We start from the raw sequence: 15102 nt of genomic DNA, 5'->3' as shown, positions 1-15102 counted from the left end.
CGGAGCCCGCATGCCCAGCCTGTCGGACCAAGCGGACCGCCATGTGGTCATCGACCGCAGGGAAGGGAACTACCTGGCCTTCCCGGACGTGATCCGGGCGCGGGACGGCACGCTCATAACCGCCTACAACGAGGCCGACCGGCACGTGCGCCCGAACCGCCGCGTGCTCGTGATCAAGACCAGCCGCGACAACGGCGCGACCTGGTCCGCGCCCGTCTATCCCGATTCCCCGCGCAGCCACAGCCCGCGCCTGAAACTTTTCCCGGACGGAACCATCGTCCTGTCCGACAGCTCGCGCGTCTTTTTCGAGAGCTTTGACAACGGCCGCACGTGGCTCCCCTTTGCGGCCAGGGGCCTGACCCACGACATGCACGACCGCATCCTGGTCCTGGACGACGGGAGCTGGCTGACCGCCGGACACCGGCACGTGGGCGGCGAGGAGCACCCGGCCATCCGCCAGCCGCCCACCGAACAGATCGTCTTCCCCTCCACGAATCGTGGACGCGACTGGGAGCGGCTGTCGGTCATGGCCGCCGAGCGCAACCTGGTCCTGTGCGAGGCCTCCACGACCAAACTTCCGACCGGCCGCATCCTGGCCCTGCTGCGCGAGAACAGCTTCGTGTTCGAGCCCATGTACCTGGTCCACAGCGACGACGACGGGGCCACCTGGTCGCGGCCCGAGCCCACCGCGCTCATGGGCCACCGCCCGACCATGGGGCTGCTGGACGACGGGCGGCTGCTGGTCACCTACCGCAACACCGGCCCGGACTGGGGCACCTGCGCCTGGCTCGGCACGGTGGAGGAACTGGCCTCGGGATTCCAGGTTCACGGGCGGGCCGCCGACCCGGCCAACCCGATTTTCACGGCCGACGGCATGCGCGTCCGAAACGGCCCGGGCAACGAGTCCGTGGTGCGCTACGCCCTGCGGCCCATGACCGATCCGCGCACCGCCAGCCTGACGCTTACGGCCGAGGTCCGGGTGGACGAGGCCGGGCCCAACGGCTGCGCCGTGCGCGTGGGCACATGGTGGCGGCTGACCCCGGACCGCATGGTCCCGGACGCCGAGGGGACGCAGGCCGTCCCTTTGCCGCGAGGGCGGTTCAACCGGCTGCGCTTCGAATACGCGGACGGCAGGGTCACGGCCTTTGTCAACGGCGAGCGGCGGGCCGTGGCCGAGGTGGATCCAGACCACGCCGAGACCCGGCCGGTCATGTTCGGCGCGCCCTACCCCTTTGAGGACAACGCGGTGGACTGCACCTGGAGGCGCGTTTCCCTGAACATCCTTGAACCCGCCTATGAGCGGGTGTATGCTTGGAACTGGACCGCCGAGGACGGGCGGCCCGACGCCCGGGTCCGGGACCGCGTCCTGGAACTGCGCAACGACCGGCACGCGGCGGCTCCGGATTTCGGCTACTCCGGGTGGACGCGGCTCGCGGACGGAAGCCTTTTCTGCGCCTACCACCACGGCGGGGCGGGAGAGCCGGGCTACGAGCCGCTCAAGACCGCGCACATCGCCGGGACCCGGTTCCGCCTGGACGACTTCAGGCCCCGAGCACCGCAAACAAGGACGGGAGACATGGAACGCGCCGACATCGAACGGATTTTCGAGGCCTATTTCGAGAAGTACAAGAAGACCGAGGGCGACCGCACCTCCTGGTCCGCCTTCTGGACCGAGATGACCGGTGAGGGCGTGCTCGAGCTCAATCTGACCAAGTGCCCCCGGGGGACCATCTTCAAGATATTCGTGGACAAGAAAAAGGTGGCCGAGGTGGCCGGTTGGGACGCGTTTTTCCAGACCATGGAGGAGATGGCCGACGAGCGGCCCGGATTGTGCGATCCGGACAGGATCTTTTCGGATATGGAGGCGATTATCTAGGAGATATTCCTGTTCAAAACATTTTTCCCTTGACGGATGCCCCTGCCCCCACGTAAGGGGCTCTACTACAGTAGTCGGTGGTGTCCACGGGGACGCAGCCGGTTTCGGTCGGCCCGCACCGACAAGGGTGGAATGGCTTCAGGTTCTGCAAGGCTTGCGCGCTTTCGCTTCCTCGATCGAGTTTCACCAGGCGTTGTTCGCCGTTTTATCACACCATTTTTCGGAGTTTGGTACGTAATGGCTAAGAATATCTATGTGGGCAACCTGCCCTGGAGCGCCACGGAAGAGGATGTCCGCGCAGCGTTTGAGACCTTTGGCGAGGTCATTTCCGTCAAGCTGATCAACGATCGCGAGACCGGCCGCCCGCGCGGCTTCGGTTTTGTCGAGATGGATGACCAGGGGGCCCTTGCCGCCATTGAAAGCCTGGACGGCTCCGACTTCGGCGGCCGCAACCTCAAGGTCAACGAGGCCCGCCCCCGTCCCGAGCGCCCGCGCTGGTAGCGCAGGTCGCCCGCGGTTAGAAGACATAAGCCAGCCCGCCCCGGTCCGGGGCGGGCTTTTCCCGTCCCCTGCAACAAGAGGTTAAAGAAGTATATGCCTAAAGAAGAAGGAATCGTCGTCCAGGGCACCGTCGAAGAAGCCCTGCCCAACGCCATGTTCCGCGTTGAACTCGAAAACGGCCACACCGTGCTCGCCCACATCTCCGGCAAGATGCGCAAGTTCCGCATCCGCGTCATGCCCGGCGACACCGTGACCGTGGAACTCTCCCCCTACGATCTCACCCGGGGCCGCATCACCTTCCGTCCCAGGTAGCCGCCTCCCCCGGCGGCCGGGGGAAGGCGAAACGAGGAGTTCCGCACGAGGCGCTCCCCCTTTCCCCTTCCCCCGGACACCCTCCTCCCCCTCCCTCTTCGAGACCCCACGCAGGCGCGGGCGCGACTGCGCCGTTTTCGTACGGCGCGCTGTCAGGTGGAACGAAATTTCCGTTTTTACTTTTTACCAAAGGCGAATCATGACCAGTTTCAAGGAGCTGGGGCTTTCGGGCTCGACCCTGGACGCCCTGGAATCCAAGGGGTTCACCGCCCCCACCCCCATCCAGGCCCTGACCATCCCCAAGCTGCTCTCGGGCGACAGGGACATCGTGGGCCAGGCCCAGACCGGCACGGGCAAGACCGCGGCCTTCGGCCTGCCCGTCATCGAGGCCGCCCGGGAGGGCGCGCGCCGCGTCCAGTCGCTCATCCTGGCCCCCACCCGGGAGCTGGCCATCCAGGTGGCCGAGGAGATCGACTCCCTCAAGGGCGGCAAGCGCATCCGCGTGCTCCCGGTGTACGGCGGCCAGGCGATCCACATGCAGCTCAAGGCGCTGCGGCGCGGCGTGGACGTGGTCGTGGGCACGCCCGGCCGGATCATGGACCATCTGGAGCGCGGCTCGCTGAAGATCGACGAGCTGTCCTACTTCATCCTCGATGAGGCGGACGAGATGTGCAACATGGGCTTCGTGGACGACGTGCGCGCCATCCTGGCCTCGGCCAACGAAGACCGGCGCACCCTGATGTTCTCCGCGACCATGGCCCGCGAGGTTATGGCCATCGCCAAGGAGTTCATGGGCGACTTCGACGTGGTCACGGTCAAGCCCGAAACCTCGGACGCGCCCCTGACCCGCCAGATATTCCACGAGATGGCCGACTCGGACCGCTTCGAGGCCCTGTGCCGGGTCATCGACGCCCGGCCGGACTTCTACGGCCTGGTCTTCGTGCGCACCCGGGCCGACGCCGACCAGGTGGCCTCGCGGCTGACCCAGCGCGGCTATCCGGCCGAGCCCATCCACGGCGACCTGAACCAGGCCCAGCGCGAAAAGATTTTAAACGGCTTCCGCAACCGCAAGGCCACCATCCTGGTGGCCACGGACGTGGCCGCGCGCGGCATCGACGTGCCGGACCTGACCCACGTGGTCAACTTCGCCCTGCCCCAGGACCCGCAGACCTTCGTGCACCGCACCGGGCGCACCGGCCGGGCGGGCAAACAGGGCGTGGCCATCACCCTGATCGGGCCCGGCGAGTTCCGTAAGCTCATGTACATCTCCAAGAGCGCGGGCATCGAGATCGCCAAGGAGCCCCTGCCGCGCATCGAGGACGTCATCCACTCCAAGAAGCGCAAGGTCATGAACGAGTTGAGCGACATCCTCGAGGCCGACGGGCACAGCGCCTACCTGGCCATGGCCGGGGAGTTGCTCGTGGACCGGCCCGCCGAACAGGTGGTCGCCGCCCTGCTGCGCAACGCCTTCGGCGAGGAGCTGGTGGAGTCCGGCTACCGCCGCATCGACGCCGTGGGCCCCGCCGGACGGGGCCGAGCGGACCTGGTCTGCGCGCTGGGCCGCACCCACGGCATGAACCCCAAGCGGTTCGTGGACTTCATCGCCACGGCCGCGCGCATCAAGCCGTGGGCCATCCAGCATGTCCGCGTCCAGGGCGAGCGGACCACCTTCACGGTCCCGGCCGCCGAGGCCGACAAGGTCGTCAACGCGGTCAACAGCCGGGAGGGCGCGGCCGTGGTCTCCCGGGACCAGTCGCGACGCAAGCCCCCGGCCCGGAAATATCCCCCGAAAGGGGCCCGGCCGGGCGGAAAACCCGCCTACAAGACGCGCTTCAAGCCCAAACAGGGGCGCTGACCGGGCAAAGGCCCGTCCGGAATGCCTCCGAACCCGGACGGGCAGCGTTTTTCATTGCTTCTTTTCCGGCTCCCCGCTACCGTTGCCGAGGCCGCAGGAGGAAGCATGACCGGCGACGAACGCAAGACCAAGAAAGAGCTCATCGAGGAGCTTGACGCCCTCCGCGCCCTGGTTGACGACGTGCGCGCCGAGGCCGGTTGTTTCGTCGCCGACGACCTCCCGCTGTTCATCTTCGAGATGGACCTTGAAGGGAACTTCCGGTTCGCCAACCGCCACGCCCTGGAGAACTTCGGCTACACCGGGGCCGACATCCGGGCCGGGCTCACCCTGACCGACATCATCCACCCGGACTCCATCCACCGCGTCCGCCACAATCTCGCCCGGCTTCTTTCCGGCAAGGACTTCGAGCACGAGGAATACATGGCCGTGCGCAAGGACGGCAACGCCCTGCCCATCAAGGTCTATTCCCAGCCCATCAGGCGGGGCGGGGAGATCGCCGGGGTGCGCGGCGTGGTCATCGACGTGTCCGAGATCCGCCAGGTGGAGGACGCCCTGCGCAAAAGCGAAAGCCACTACCGCACCCTGTTCGAGACCACGGGCACGGCCATGGTCCTGCTGGGCAAGGACGCGGTCATCAAGAACTGCAATTCGCAATTCTGCGTCATGTCCGGCTGCGCGCGCGAGGAGGTCGAGGGCCGGAAGACCTGGATGGATTTCGTGCCCCCGGCGGAGCGGGAACGCATGGGCCGGTACCAGGAACTGCGCGACAAAAAGATCGGCAATCCGCCCTCGGACTATGAATTCGATTTCCTGACCTACGGCGGCGAGCACCGGCGCATCCACCTGTTCGTGCGCAACGTCCCGGGCACGGACGACCGGGTCTGTTCCCTGATCGACGTCACCGAGCGTGACGAGGCCCTGCGAGCCCTGCGCAAAAGCGAGGAGCGCTACCAGCTCATGGCCCGAGGCGCCAACGACGGCCTCTGGGACTGGTACCTGGACAGCGACGAGTGCTTCTACTCCCCCCGCTACCGGGAAATCCTCGGCTATTCCGAGGAGGAATTCCCCAACCACGTGGCCTCCTGGCTGAAGAGCGTGCACCCGGACGACCGCGAACGGGCCCTGGCCGCCAACAAGGAATGCATCGACGGCAAGGTCGAGCAATTCCAGGTGGAATTCCGCCAGATCCACAAGGACGGCTCCGTCCGCTGGATTCTGGGCCGGGGCGCCAGCAGCCGGGACGAGAACGGCAACGTCTACCGGATTTCCGGGTCGCACACGGACATCACCCAGCGCAAGCTCAACGAGCGCACCACCCACGCCTTGTACGCCATCTCCACGGCGGTCAACACCACCCGCGACCTGCGGGAACTGTACCAGACCATCCACGCCATCATCGGCGAGGTCATCGAGGCCGAGAATTTCTTCATCGCCATGCTGGACGAGGAACAGGACATGCTCCGCTTCGTCTACTTCCAGGACGAGATGGACGACTATTTCGACATCCCCAACATCAGCGACCCGGGACAGAGCAGCCTGACCATCCACGTCTTCAGGACCGCCGCGCCCCTGTATCTTTCCCAGGCCGACCCCGACGTCGAGGCCCGGATGGCCGCCATCGGGGTCATCGGCACCCCGCCGGCCGCATGGCTGGGCGTGCCGCTGCGCCAGGGCGACCGCATGGTCGGGGCCATGGCCGTGCAGGACTACGCCAACCCCAAGCAGTACTCAGACGAAGCCGTCACCTTCCTGACCGCCGTGTCCGAGCAGGTGGCCATGGCCATCGAGCGCAAGGCCATCGAGGAGGCCTTGACCCGGCTCAACGAGGAGCTGGAGGACAAGGTCGAACAGCGCACCGCCGAGATCGAGGCCCGCCAGGCCGAACTCGAGGAGGCCAACCGGCGGCTGATGACGCTGGACGAGATCAAGTCGTCCATGGTCTCGTCGGTCTCCCACGAACTGCGCACCCCGCTGACCTCCATCCGGGGGTTCGCCAAGCTCTGCGCCAAGGACTTCTCCCGCCATTTCCTGCCCCTGGCCCAGGGGGAGACGCTGTCCGCCAAGGGCGCGCGCATCCAGGGCAACCTGGGGATCATCGACACCGAGGGCGAGCGGCTGACCAGGCTGATCAACGACTTCCTGGACATCAACCGCATCGAATCGGGCAAGGCGTGCTGGAACGACGATACCCTCAACCCGGCCGAAATCATCCGCGACGCCGTGGCCTCGGCCTCGGGCGGCTTCAAGGCCTCCAGGGGCGTGGAGCTGGTCACGGTCCTGCCCGAGACCGACCGGCGCATCCAGGCCGATCCGGACAAGATCAAGCAGCTGCTCATCAACCTGCTGAACAACGCCTACAAGTTCACCCGCCAGGGCCGCGTAACCGTGGCCATGCGCGAACAGGACGGCCTGCTGACCGTGTCCGTCGGCGACACCGGCGCGGGCATCCCGGAAGACGAACTGAGCTACATCTTCGAGAAGTTCCACAAGTCCCGCCTGGGCGACACCGTGCGCAACGAGGAACAGGGCACCGGCCTGGGGCTGGCCATCTGCAAGGAGATCGTCGAGCATTACGGCGGCATCATCCGCGTGGAATCCACCCTGGGCCAGGGCAGCGTGTTCACCTTCACCCTGCCCACGGTTCCGGCCAACGGCAACGCCTGCCCCGAGCCCTGACGCCTTCCGGTTGCCGCGAAGCACGGGCCCCACCCCGCGGGCGCCCTCCATCCGAAGGGATCGCGTCCGCGCCCCGGCAGCGCAGGCATTGCCGCAGCCACGAATATCTATTTTTCCCCACCCCGGAATGTGTTATCCGATACACAAAGGCAAAACAGCATCCCATCGAATGCCAAGGGGGTTAACACATGCTAGCGTTCATAGAGAAATTTCTCCAAAACGTCCTGCCCGGATTGTCCGTGTCTCACCGCTCCATCCTTCTGCTCTTGCTCCTTTGCCTGGTGGGGACATCGCCTCTGGCGGCTGTGGCGTTTCCGGAGCTGGCCGCGGCCATTCCCCAGCTGATCGGCCCATGGCCCAATTTCGCGGCATCGGTCGTCCTCACGTTCTATTTCATGTTCCTCGTCAAAGACACCACCTCCGCCGCGGGGCCGGGCGGCCGGGCCGGGGACGCGATCTTCTCCGTGGGCAAGGCGGCGGGCTGCCTGACCGTGAACGCGGACCTGCGGGAACTGGGCGAAGTCTTTGTCGAGTCCTTCACCTACGACGACAGCAGGAAGAAGTGGATGTCGTATGAGATGTTCAGGATGGACTACCGCAACAACCAGTACAAGGCCGACGCGAGCGCCATCCGGTCGCACCTGAAAAACGAGGGCGACCCCTTCAAGCCATTCCTGCTCGTGGACGGCAACGACGAGGCCACGCTCGGAAGGGCGTACTACGCGCTGTTCAACATCGCCGACGTCATCGTCACGGAGCGCGGCGACGCAAACCGATCCGCCACCGGCGAGGACTCGACGGGCTGGCGGATATACTTCCTAGCCAAGAACCAGTTCCCGCTGCACCCGGTCCAGGGCGACTTCGCCAGCCTCAACCACACGCTCCTGGCGAGCGCCGGGCTGGTGGGCTGATCGAGGCGTTGCGAACGCGCAAAGAAAACCCGCTCTCAAATGAAAGCGGGTTCCCTCCATGCGCCTCCCGGCGCGAGCGGCTCGGGCCGTCCTCGCCCCTTGCCTAACTCTCCGTGCCGTCGGCCACTATCTCGTTGCCGTATGAGTTGTCTATGGCGCACCGCCATATCCCGTCCTCTTCCTTGTGGAAGACGTACACGGCCTTTCGCTCCGCTTCCGGCGAACCGGGCGCGGAGACCACCGTGTTGGCGTGGACCAGGGCGATTCGTCCCGATTCCAGAATCTCCATGCCGTTCTGTCTCACCTCGAGGCCGTGCCGGAAATACGCGGCAATCGCTTCGAACGCCTTGCGGATTCCCGCCTTGCCCCGGACGGTGCGGCCGGGCTCGATGACCAGGACCGCATCCTCCGTATAGATATCGAGCAACGTATCGAACTCTTCGGCAACGATCGCCTTGTCGGCCCTTTCAATCTGGATTTCCACTGGATGTCGTCCCATTGTGCTCCTCTCCGGACGGATTTCGCCAGGGGGCGGCCGCCACCCCGGCGGGTGATGCCGTTCAAAAACAAAGGGGCCGGTCCATGGACCGGCCCCTTTGAAATATCCGTGGTGCCCCCAGCGCGATTCGAACACGCGGCACCAGGATTAGGAATCCTGTGCTCTATCCACCTGAGCTATGGGGGCACGTTCCGGCAGGTGCCGGGGAATCGTTCCTAGCCAATGGCGGGTGAAAAGGCAAGCCTTTCGTCGCTTCGGGGGACGCGATATCCGCGTTGCGGGAAAGGGAATGCGGGGACGGACCCGGGAAATGCGTGTGCAAGTTCAGGCACACTATTTACAATGGGAAAAAAAGGTCTATATACGGGAGAGGCGGTGCGAGCCGCCATCCTGTTTTCCGCATCCTGTATGGAGGCAAATATGAATCGTAAGGCTAATCTTCTCACCCTTGTCCTGACCCTTGTGCTGTCTGTGCCGGCTATTGCACAGGCGCGGAGCCTGCCCGACTTCACGGAGCTGGCCGCCAAGGCGGGCAAGGCCGTGGTCTTCATTTCCATGGAAAAGACCACTCAGGACAGTCCAATGGGACCGTTCCGCGGGCGAAGCCCGGAAGAGTTCTTCGAGCACTTCTTCGGACCGAGGCAAAAGCCGCAGCCGCGCAAGATGCTCGGCCAGGGTTCCGGCTTCGTCATCTCTAACGACGGGCTCATCGTTACCAATTACCACGTCGTCAACGGCGCGGACAAGGTGACCGTGCGCTTCCAGGACGACAAGAAGGAATACCCGGCCACGGTCGTGGGCGCGGACCAGGAGACCGACCTGGCCGTCATCCGCATCAAGACCGACCATTCCCTGTCGCCCCTGAAGTTCGGCGATTCCGACGACGTCCAGGTGGGCGAATGGGTGCTGGCCATCGGCAACCCCTTCGGACTGGACAATACGGTCACCGCAGGCATCATCTCGGCCAAGCACCGGATCATCGGCGCGGGCCCGTTCGACAACTTCCTGCAGACCGACGCGTCCATCAACCCCGGCAACTCCGGCGGCCCGCTCCTGAACATGGACGGCGAGGTCATCGGCATCAATACGGCCATCAACCCCGACGCCGACAACATCGGCTTCGCCATCCCTTCCACCCAGGCCGCCAAGATCATCGCCCTGCTCAAGGAGGGCAAGACGCCCCAGCGCGGCTGGCTCGGCGTGACCATCCAGGATGTCAGCGAGACCCAGGCCAAGGCCCTTGGCCTACCCGAACCCACCGGCGCGCTGGTCGCTTCCGTGGGCAAGGGCGCCCCTGCCGACAAGGGCGGCGTCAGGCAGGGCGACGTGATCCTCGAGGTCAACGGCCAGAAGGCCGAGGACAACAACGACCTGCTCAAGAAGATCGCGGGCCTGGCTCCCGGCGACGAGGCCGCCCTCGTGCTCTGGCGCAACGGTGAAAAGGTGACCAAGACCGTCACCCTGGGCCAGCGCAATGAAAAGGCCATGGCCGCCATGGGCCCGGACCATCAGGATCAGGGACAGGCCGCCACCGTGCTCGGCATGTCGCTCAAGCCGATCAGCGACCAGGAAGCCCAGGCGCTGGGCCTGGACAAGCCCCAGGGTCTGCTCGTGGTCGACGTCGACCCCAACACGCCCGCCGGCGAGGAAGGCATCCGCCAGGGCGACGTCATCCTCCAGGCCAACCAGAAGGACGTGAACTCCGTGGCCGACCTGAACAGCGTGATCAAGAACGCCGAAAAGCGCGGCGCGGTCATGCTCCTGGTCAAGCGCCAGGGACGCAACAGCTTCGTCGCCCTGCCCCTGGACAACAAGTAAACCATCGATCAACCGGGGGGCTCCGCAGGGAGCCCCCCTTTTTTTATACCCCATGCAAGCAGCCACCCTCATCGCCCCGGCCAAGATCAACCTGCATCTCGAAATCCTCGGCCTGCGGGGCGACGGCTACCACGAGCTGCGCACCCTCTTCTATCCGGTCCCCCTGCCCTGCGACCTCATCGAGGTCATGCCGAGTCCCGACGACGACTTCTACATCCGTTGTGCCGAGCGCCCCGAGTTGGAGACCACCTCCAACCTGCTCTACAAGGCATGGAAGGCATTCGGCGAGGCCACCGGTTTTCGCCCCGGCATCTTCGTGGCCCTGACCAAACGCATCCCCATGGGCGGCGGCCTGGGCGGGGGCAGCTCGGACGCGGCCGCCCTGCTCAGGTGGCTCAACCGGGAGGCCGGAGACAAGGGGCTGCCCCTGCAGGCCCTCATCGGACTGGCCGCCAACCTCGGCGCGGACGTGCCCTTCTTCCTCCTGGACGGCCCGGCCTGGGCAAGCGGCATAGGCGAGGAACTGACCCCGGCCGAGGTGGACCTGTCCGGCGCGACCCTGGTCCTGGCCTGCCCGGACATCCACGTGGACACGGCCTGGGCCTTTCGTGCCTGGGACGAAAAATACGCCGCGGCCGATTCCCATGAATCCTTGACATCCGACATGGGGGATACTAAGAATCCTTCTCCCGTTTTGCCCCGGGAGATGACGAACGACTTTGAGCCGATCGTCTTCGAGAAGCATCCATCCCTTCGGGATATCAAGCGGACACTCCTCGACCACGGGGCCGAACACGCCGCCATGAGCGGCTCGGGAGCCTCCCTGTTCGGCATATTCCGGGACAGGGGTTCTGCCACGTCCGCAGTCCAGGCTCTCGAAAAACAGGGAATTGAAATTTTCCAGGTGGACTGCCCCTAGGGCACGAAACCGGATAAGGGCCGGACCACTCGACGTCGCCGCCCCCGCCGCAAAAAGCGCCGGGAGCCACCCCACTCCGCGACACCCGCAAGGGGCAATCGACAGGTCAAGCAAGCGCCAGCCGCTTACCGACAGCCCCCAAGCCGACGAGTTTGCATGCACCGCATGCAAACGAGAAGGCGCTCCCCCACAAGGAGCAGGGCAAAAAATGTCGAGAAGTGGTCGAGCGCGAGGCGCAAGCGGAAATCAGGACCGCCGCGTATCTTAATACGCACGGGTCTGATTTCCGCGCCACAACGAAGCGAGCGGCCGCTTATCGACATTTTTTTGCTGGGGCGTCGTCAAGTGGTAAGACATCAGGTTTTGGTCCTGACATTCGGGGGTTCGAATCCTCCCGCCCCAGCCAAAAATTCAAAAAGATCGCACAGAGGGTAGTCTCATGCACGGCGAATTGAAGATCATCAGCGGATCATCCAGCCCGAAACTGGCCGAGGCCATTTGCGAGCATCTCGGCACCAAGGCCTCCCCGGTCCTGCGGGAACGGTTTTCCGACGGCGAAATCCGCATCGAGATCGGCGAGAACGTACGGGGCGACGACGTCTTCGTGGTCCAGCCCACCTGTTCCCCGGTCAACTTCCACCTCATGGAGCTGTGCCTGATGCTCGACGCGCTCAAGCGCGCCAGCGCGTCCCGCGTGACCGCCGTGGTCCCCTACTTCGGCTACGCCCGCCAGGACCGCAAGGTCGTACCGAGAGCGCCCATCTCCGCCAAGCTCGTGGCCGACCTGCTGTCCACCGCGGGCATGCAGCGGCTGGTGACCATCGACCTGCACGCCGGGCAGATCCAGGGCTTCTTCAACTGTCCGGTGGACAACCTGTTCGCCGCGCCCGTGCTCATCGAGCAGCTGCGCGACCGGGACGACGACTTCGTCATCATCTCCCCGGACGCGGGCGGCGTGGAACGGGCCCGGGCCTACGCCAAGCGCCTCGGCGCCACCCTGGCCATCGTGGACAAGCGCCGCGACGCGCCCAACCAGGCCAAGGCCATGCACATCATCGGCGACGTCAAGGACAGGGTCGCCGTGGTCATCGACGACATGATCGACACCGCGGGCACCATGTGCGCGGCGGCCAACGTGATCATGGAGAATGGGGCCAAGGACGTCATGGCCTGCGCCACGCACCCGGTGCTGTCCGGCCCGGCCTGCCAGCGGCTGGAGGAGTCCGCCTTCTCCGAGGTGATCGTCACCGACACCATCCCGCTGGGCGACAAGCAGGACCAGTGCAGCAAGCTCAAGGTCCGCTCCGTGGCCTCCCTGCTGGCCAAAGCCATCAACAACGTGCACACGGAATCCTCCGTGTCCGTACTGTTCGTATAAGAATTTGAGACCTGGTGGCCCAAAGGGCCGCCGCAACCATTTAAAGCGCGAGCGTCCGTCCATGGTGGACGGCCAGGGCGTAACAAGGAGAAACTCACATGGCAGAACTGCTGAAACTGAACGTCCAGGAACGGACCGAGTTGGGCAAAGGCCCGAACCGCCGCCTCCGTGCCACCGGCATGGTCCCGGGCATCTACTACGACGCCAAAGGCGCCAACATCCCGGTCAAGGTGGAGATGGTCCCCCTGCAGAAGGCCTACGCGGCCGTCGGCAACGCCCAGGTCTTCGAACTGGTCCTGGAACGCGGCGGCAAGAGCGAGACCATGCCCGCCCTGTTGTGGCGCGTGCGCAACGAGCCGGTCAAGGGCGTGCCCGAGCACGTGGACTTCTTCGGCGTGGACCTGACCAAGGAAATCAAGGTCGCCGTCCACTTCGAGATCGTCGGCTCCTCCAAGGGCGTCAAGCTCGGCGGCGTGCTCGAGCAGTACCGCGAACACATCGAAGTGGTCTGCAAGCCCATGGACATCCCCGAGTCCATCGTCATCGACATCACTGACATGGGCATCATGGATTCCGTGCACATCGAGGACGTGGCCTTCCCCGAAGGCGTCACCCCGATCTTCGACGAGAACTACGCCGTCCTGTCCGTCACCGCTATCCAGGAAGACAGCGGCGAGGAAGCGGAAGGGGGCGAAGAGGCTGCCGAAGAGGCCGCCGAAGAGTCCGAGGCCGAATAGCCCGGCAAAGTCAACGACACCACATCCCGGAGCGCGATGTCGTGCTCCGGGATTTTTTTTGCTTCCGGCAAAAGAGACTGATAGACTGAACACCGCAGCGCGTGGCCGCCACGCGGACAACGGACCCGACGCATGGACTTCAAAGGCGCCATAGTGGGACTGGGCAACCCCGGCCCCGAATACGAAACCACCCGGCACAACATCGGGTTCATGCTGGTGGACCATCTCCTGCATCTGGCGGGTGAGCGCAAGGCCATGCGGCTTGAGAAGATCGAGGAGTCCGGCGACTACGACCTGTGGCAATGCAAGTTCGCCGGGGCCTTCCGGCTCCTGGTCAAGCCCCTGACGTACATGAATCTGTCCGGCAAGGCCGTGGCCCGGGTCTGCGGCCGGCACGGGATCGAGCCCGGCGACCTGGTGGTGGTCCACGACGAACTGGACCTGCCCGTGGGCAGGATGAAGTTCAAGCGGGGCGGCGGAGACAACGGGCACAACGGGCTCAAGTCCATCCAGGAGCGGCTCGGCACCGGGGATTACAACCGGCTGCGGCTGGGCATCGGCCGCCCGGGGGACCCGTACAAGCCCATCCCCGACTGGGTCCTGGAGCCCTTCGACGCGCGGGCCGAGGCGGTCCTGCCCGAGATCATCGGACACGCGGCCAAGGGGCTGGACATCTTTTTCCGGCGCGGCATGGGCTTTGCCCAGCAGCACGTCAACGCCTTTTCCCTTCGGGAAGAAGAATCGGAGTAAGCGTGGACTCTTCCCGGCCTTTTCGATATGCTGTCTGTCTGTCGCATGTAAATTTGTAGTTTTTTCAAGAACTGAGGTCCAAGTGTTCAAGGTCGATGAATTGGTTGTGTATCCATCCCAGGGCGTGGGACGCGTGGAGCGTGTCGAATCCCAGGAGATCGGCGGCGTCAAAGCCGATTTTTACATAGTCCGGATCTTGAGCAACAACGTCACCCTCATGGTCCCGGTCGCCAACGCCGTGAACGTGGGGTTGCGTTCCGTGTGCCCGGCCGACGTGGGCCAGCAGATCTTCGAATCCCTCAACGACCGCACCGGGTTCACCGGCTACACCGGCCAGAACTGGAACCGGCGCTACCGCGAATATTCCGAGAAGCTCAAGAGCGGCGACCTGGCCGACGTTGCCTACGTTCTCAAGGAGCTCTTCCTGATCGGCAAGGACAAGGAACTCTCGTTCGGCGAACGCCGCCTGCTGGAACAGGCCATGGGTCTGGTCTCCATGGAGCTGGCCTACTCCCTGGGCCGCGACCAGGAGGCCATCAAGGACGACATCAACGAAATGTTCGCCGATGTCATTGCCGCGCAGGAGAAAAACGACTAGCAGGGCTTGTCAAGGTTCCCTGTTTGAGGTAACTGCCTCCTTGTGCCGCACCGCGGCTTTCAGATCACCCCACTCCCACTTGGTTTTTGAGACGTCCCGAGGCTGTCAGCGCAACTTCAACGAGAGGTATGCTCCCGTTTCCTCACACCCGAACCGTCCGCCCGGAAAGGTTCGTCCGCGACATCCCGAGTTTGATGCACGCCACAGCGGCTCCGCCGTATAGAATTACTGTATCCAATAGTCCGAATTGACATAATCCCTACAACCTCAAC

The 15102-nt window shown here is 64.8% G+C and carries 13 protein-coding genes and 2 tRNA genes; 13 read left to right on the top strand and 2 right to left on the bottom strand.

Annotated features, from left to right (window positions below):
• The first annotated feature begins 10 nt into the window (after window positions 1–10).
• The 6 genes from BerOc1_RS19470 to BerOc1_RS14315 all read left to right on the top strand — a co-directional run bounded on the left by BerOc1_RS19470 (window position 11) and on the right by BerOc1_RS14315 (window position 8131).
• A complete protein-coding gene (locus BerOc1_RS19470; protein WP_341349796.1) occupies window positions 11–1876 on the top strand; it encodes a sialidase family protein in 1866 nt (621 codons plus the stop codon).
• A gap of 237 nt (window positions 1877–2113) precedes the next feature.
• Window positions 2114–2377, top strand: a complete 264-nt coding sequence (rbp, locus tag BerOc1_RS14335; RefSeq protein ID WP_071546343.1) for an RNA-binding regulator — start codon at window positions 2114–2116, stop codon at window positions 2375–2377.
• A 93-nt stretch (window positions 2378–2470) separates the two neighbouring features.
• Window positions 2471–2689: a translation initiation factor IF-1 gene (gene infA / locus BerOc1_RS14330; protein ID WP_071546342.1), complete on the top strand. Its 219-nt coding sequence runs from the start codon at window positions 2471–2473 to the stop codon at window positions 2687–2689.
• A gap of 199 nt (window positions 2690–2888) precedes the next feature.
• Window positions 2889–4544 carry a DEAD/DEAH box helicase gene (locus BerOc1_RS14325; RefSeq protein ID WP_071546341.1) on the top strand — a complete coding sequence of 552 codons (1656 nt, stop codon included), beginning with the start codon at window positions 2889–2891 and terminating at the stop codon, window positions 4542–4544.
• A gap of 105 nt (window positions 4545–4649) precedes the next feature.
• Window positions 4650–7220: a PAS domain S-box protein gene (locus tag BerOc1_RS14320; protein WP_071546340.1), complete on the top strand. Its 2571-nt coding sequence runs from the start codon at window positions 4650–4652 to the stop codon at window positions 7218–7220.
• Window positions 7221–7408: 188 nt separating this feature from the next.
• Entirely contained in the window at window positions 7409–8131 is a 723-nt protein-coding gene (locus BerOc1_RS14315) for a hypothetical protein (RefSeq protein WP_071546339.1), read from the top strand.
• Window positions 8132–8234: 103 nt separating this feature from the next.
• Here the strand turns inward: BerOc1_RS14315 and BerOc1_RS14310 are convergent, their stop codons facing one another.
• Both BerOc1_RS14310 and BerOc1_RS14305 read right to left on the bottom strand, forming a co-directional pair.
• Window positions 8235–8630, bottom strand: a complete 396-nt coding sequence (locus BerOc1_RS14310; RefSeq protein ID WP_071546338.1) for a YybH family protein — start codon at window positions 8628–8630, stop codon at window positions 8235–8237.
• 109 nt (window positions 8631–8739) lie between these two features.
• A tRNA-Arg gene (locus BerOc1_RS14305) sits at window positions 8740–8816 on the bottom strand.
• Between the two features lie 234 nt (window positions 8817–9050).
• Between BerOc1_RS14305 and BerOc1_RS14300 the strand changes: the two genes are divergently transcribed.
• The 7 genes from BerOc1_RS14300 (at window position 9051) to BerOc1_RS14270 (ending at window position 14830) form a co-directional block, all read left to right on the top strand.
• Window positions 9051–10448, top strand: a complete 1398-nt coding sequence (locus BerOc1_RS14300) for a Do family serine endopeptidase (RefSeq protein ID WP_071546337.1) — start codon at window positions 9051–9053, stop codon at window positions 10446–10448.
• A 52-nt stretch (window positions 10449–10500) separates the two neighbouring features.
• A complete protein-coding gene (ispE, locus tag BerOc1_RS14295; RefSeq protein WP_071546336.1) occupies window positions 10501–11367 on the top strand; it encodes a 4-(cytidine 5'-diphospho)-2-C-methyl-D-erythritol kinase in 867 nt (288 codons plus the stop codon).
• A gap of 331 nt (window positions 11368–11698) precedes the next feature.
• Window positions 11699–11773: transfer RNA gene (locus BerOc1_RS14290), tRNA-Gln, on the top strand.
• A 33-nt stretch (window positions 11774–11806) separates the two neighbouring features.
• Complete coding sequence (locus tag BerOc1_RS14285) at window positions 11807–12745, top strand: ribose-phosphate diphosphokinase (protein WP_071546335.1); 939 nt, start codon at window positions 11807–11809, stop codon at window positions 12743–12745.
• A 98-nt stretch (window positions 12746–12843) separates the two neighbouring features.
• On the top strand, window positions 12844–13482 hold the full coding sequence (locus BerOc1_RS14280) for a 50S ribosomal protein L25 (protein ID WP_071546334.1): 639 nt from the start codon (window positions 12844–12846) through the stop codon (window positions 13480–13482).
• A gap of 132 nt (window positions 13483–13614) precedes the next feature.
• Window positions 13615–14232: an aminoacyl-tRNA hydrolase gene (pth, locus tag BerOc1_RS14275; RefSeq protein WP_071546333.1), complete on the top strand. Its 618-nt coding sequence runs from the start codon at window positions 13615–13617 to the stop codon at window positions 14230–14232.
• Between the two features lie 82 nt (window positions 14233–14314).
• Window positions 14315–14830 (top strand): CarD family transcriptional regulator, encoded by a 516-nt coding sequence (locus tag BerOc1_RS14270; protein WP_071546332.1) that lies wholly within the window; start codon window positions 14315–14317, stop codon window positions 14828–14830.
• The last annotated feature ends 272 nt before the right edge of the window (window positions 14831–15102 follow it).

The organism is Pseudodesulfovibrio hydrargyri (assembly GCF_001874525.1).
Classification (GTDB): domain Bacteria; phylum Desulfobacterota; class Desulfovibrionia; order Desulfovibrionales; family Desulfovibrionaceae; genus Pseudodesulfovibrio; species Pseudodesulfovibrio hydrargyri.
Note: the sequence above shows the minus strand (reverse complement) of the source record. Positions and strands in the feature narration are given on the sequence as shown.

Excerpts from the sequence above, each read along its gene's own strand:
- BerOc1_RS14320 (WP_071546340.1), top strand. The coding sequence starts at position 4,650 with ATGACCGGCGACGAACGCAAGACCAAGAAAGAGCTCATCGAGGAGCTT.
- BerOc1_RS14325 (WP_071546341.1), top strand. The coding sequence starts at position 2,889 with ATGACCAGTTTCAAGGAGCTGGGGCTTTCGGGCTCGACCCTGGACGCC.
- infA (WP_071546342.1), top strand. The coding sequence starts at position 2,471 with ATGCCTAAAGAAGAAGGAATCGTCGTCCAGGGCACCGTCGAAGAAGCC.
- BerOc1_RS14310 (WP_071546338.1), bottom strand. The coding sequence starts at position 8,630 with ATGGGACGACATCCAGTGGAAATCCAGATTGAAAGGGCCGACAAGGCG.
- ispE (WP_071546336.1), top strand. The coding sequence starts at position 10,501 with ATGCAAGCAGCCACCCTCATCGCCCCGGCCAAGATCAACCTGCATCTC.
- pth (WP_071546333.1), top strand. The coding sequence starts at position 13,615 with ATGGACTTCAAAGGCGCCATAGTGGGACTGGGCAACCCCGGCCCCGAA.
- BerOc1_RS14280 (WP_071546334.1), top strand. The coding sequence starts at position 12,844 with ATGGCAGAACTGCTGAAACTGAACGTCCAGGAACGGACCGAGTTGGGC.
- BerOc1_RS19470 (WP_341349796.1), top strand. The coding sequence starts at position 11 with ATGCCCAGCCTGTCGGACCAAGCGGACCGCCATGTGGTCATCGACCGC.
- BerOc1_RS14315 (WP_071546339.1), top strand. The coding sequence starts at position 7,409 with ATGCTAGCGTTCATAGAGAAATTTCTCCAAAACGTCCTGCCCGGATTG.
- BerOc1_RS14285 (WP_071546335.1), top strand. The coding sequence starts at position 11,807 with ATGCACGGCGAATTGAAGATCATCAGCGGATCATCCAGCCCGAAACTG.
- BerOc1_RS14300 (WP_071546337.1), top strand. The coding sequence starts at position 9,051 with ATGAATCGTAAGGCTAATCTTCTCACCCTTGTCCTGACCCTTGTGCTG.
- rbp (WP_071546343.1), top strand. The coding sequence starts at position 2,114 with ATGGCTAAGAATATCTATGTGGGCAACCTGCCCTGGAGCGCCACGGAA.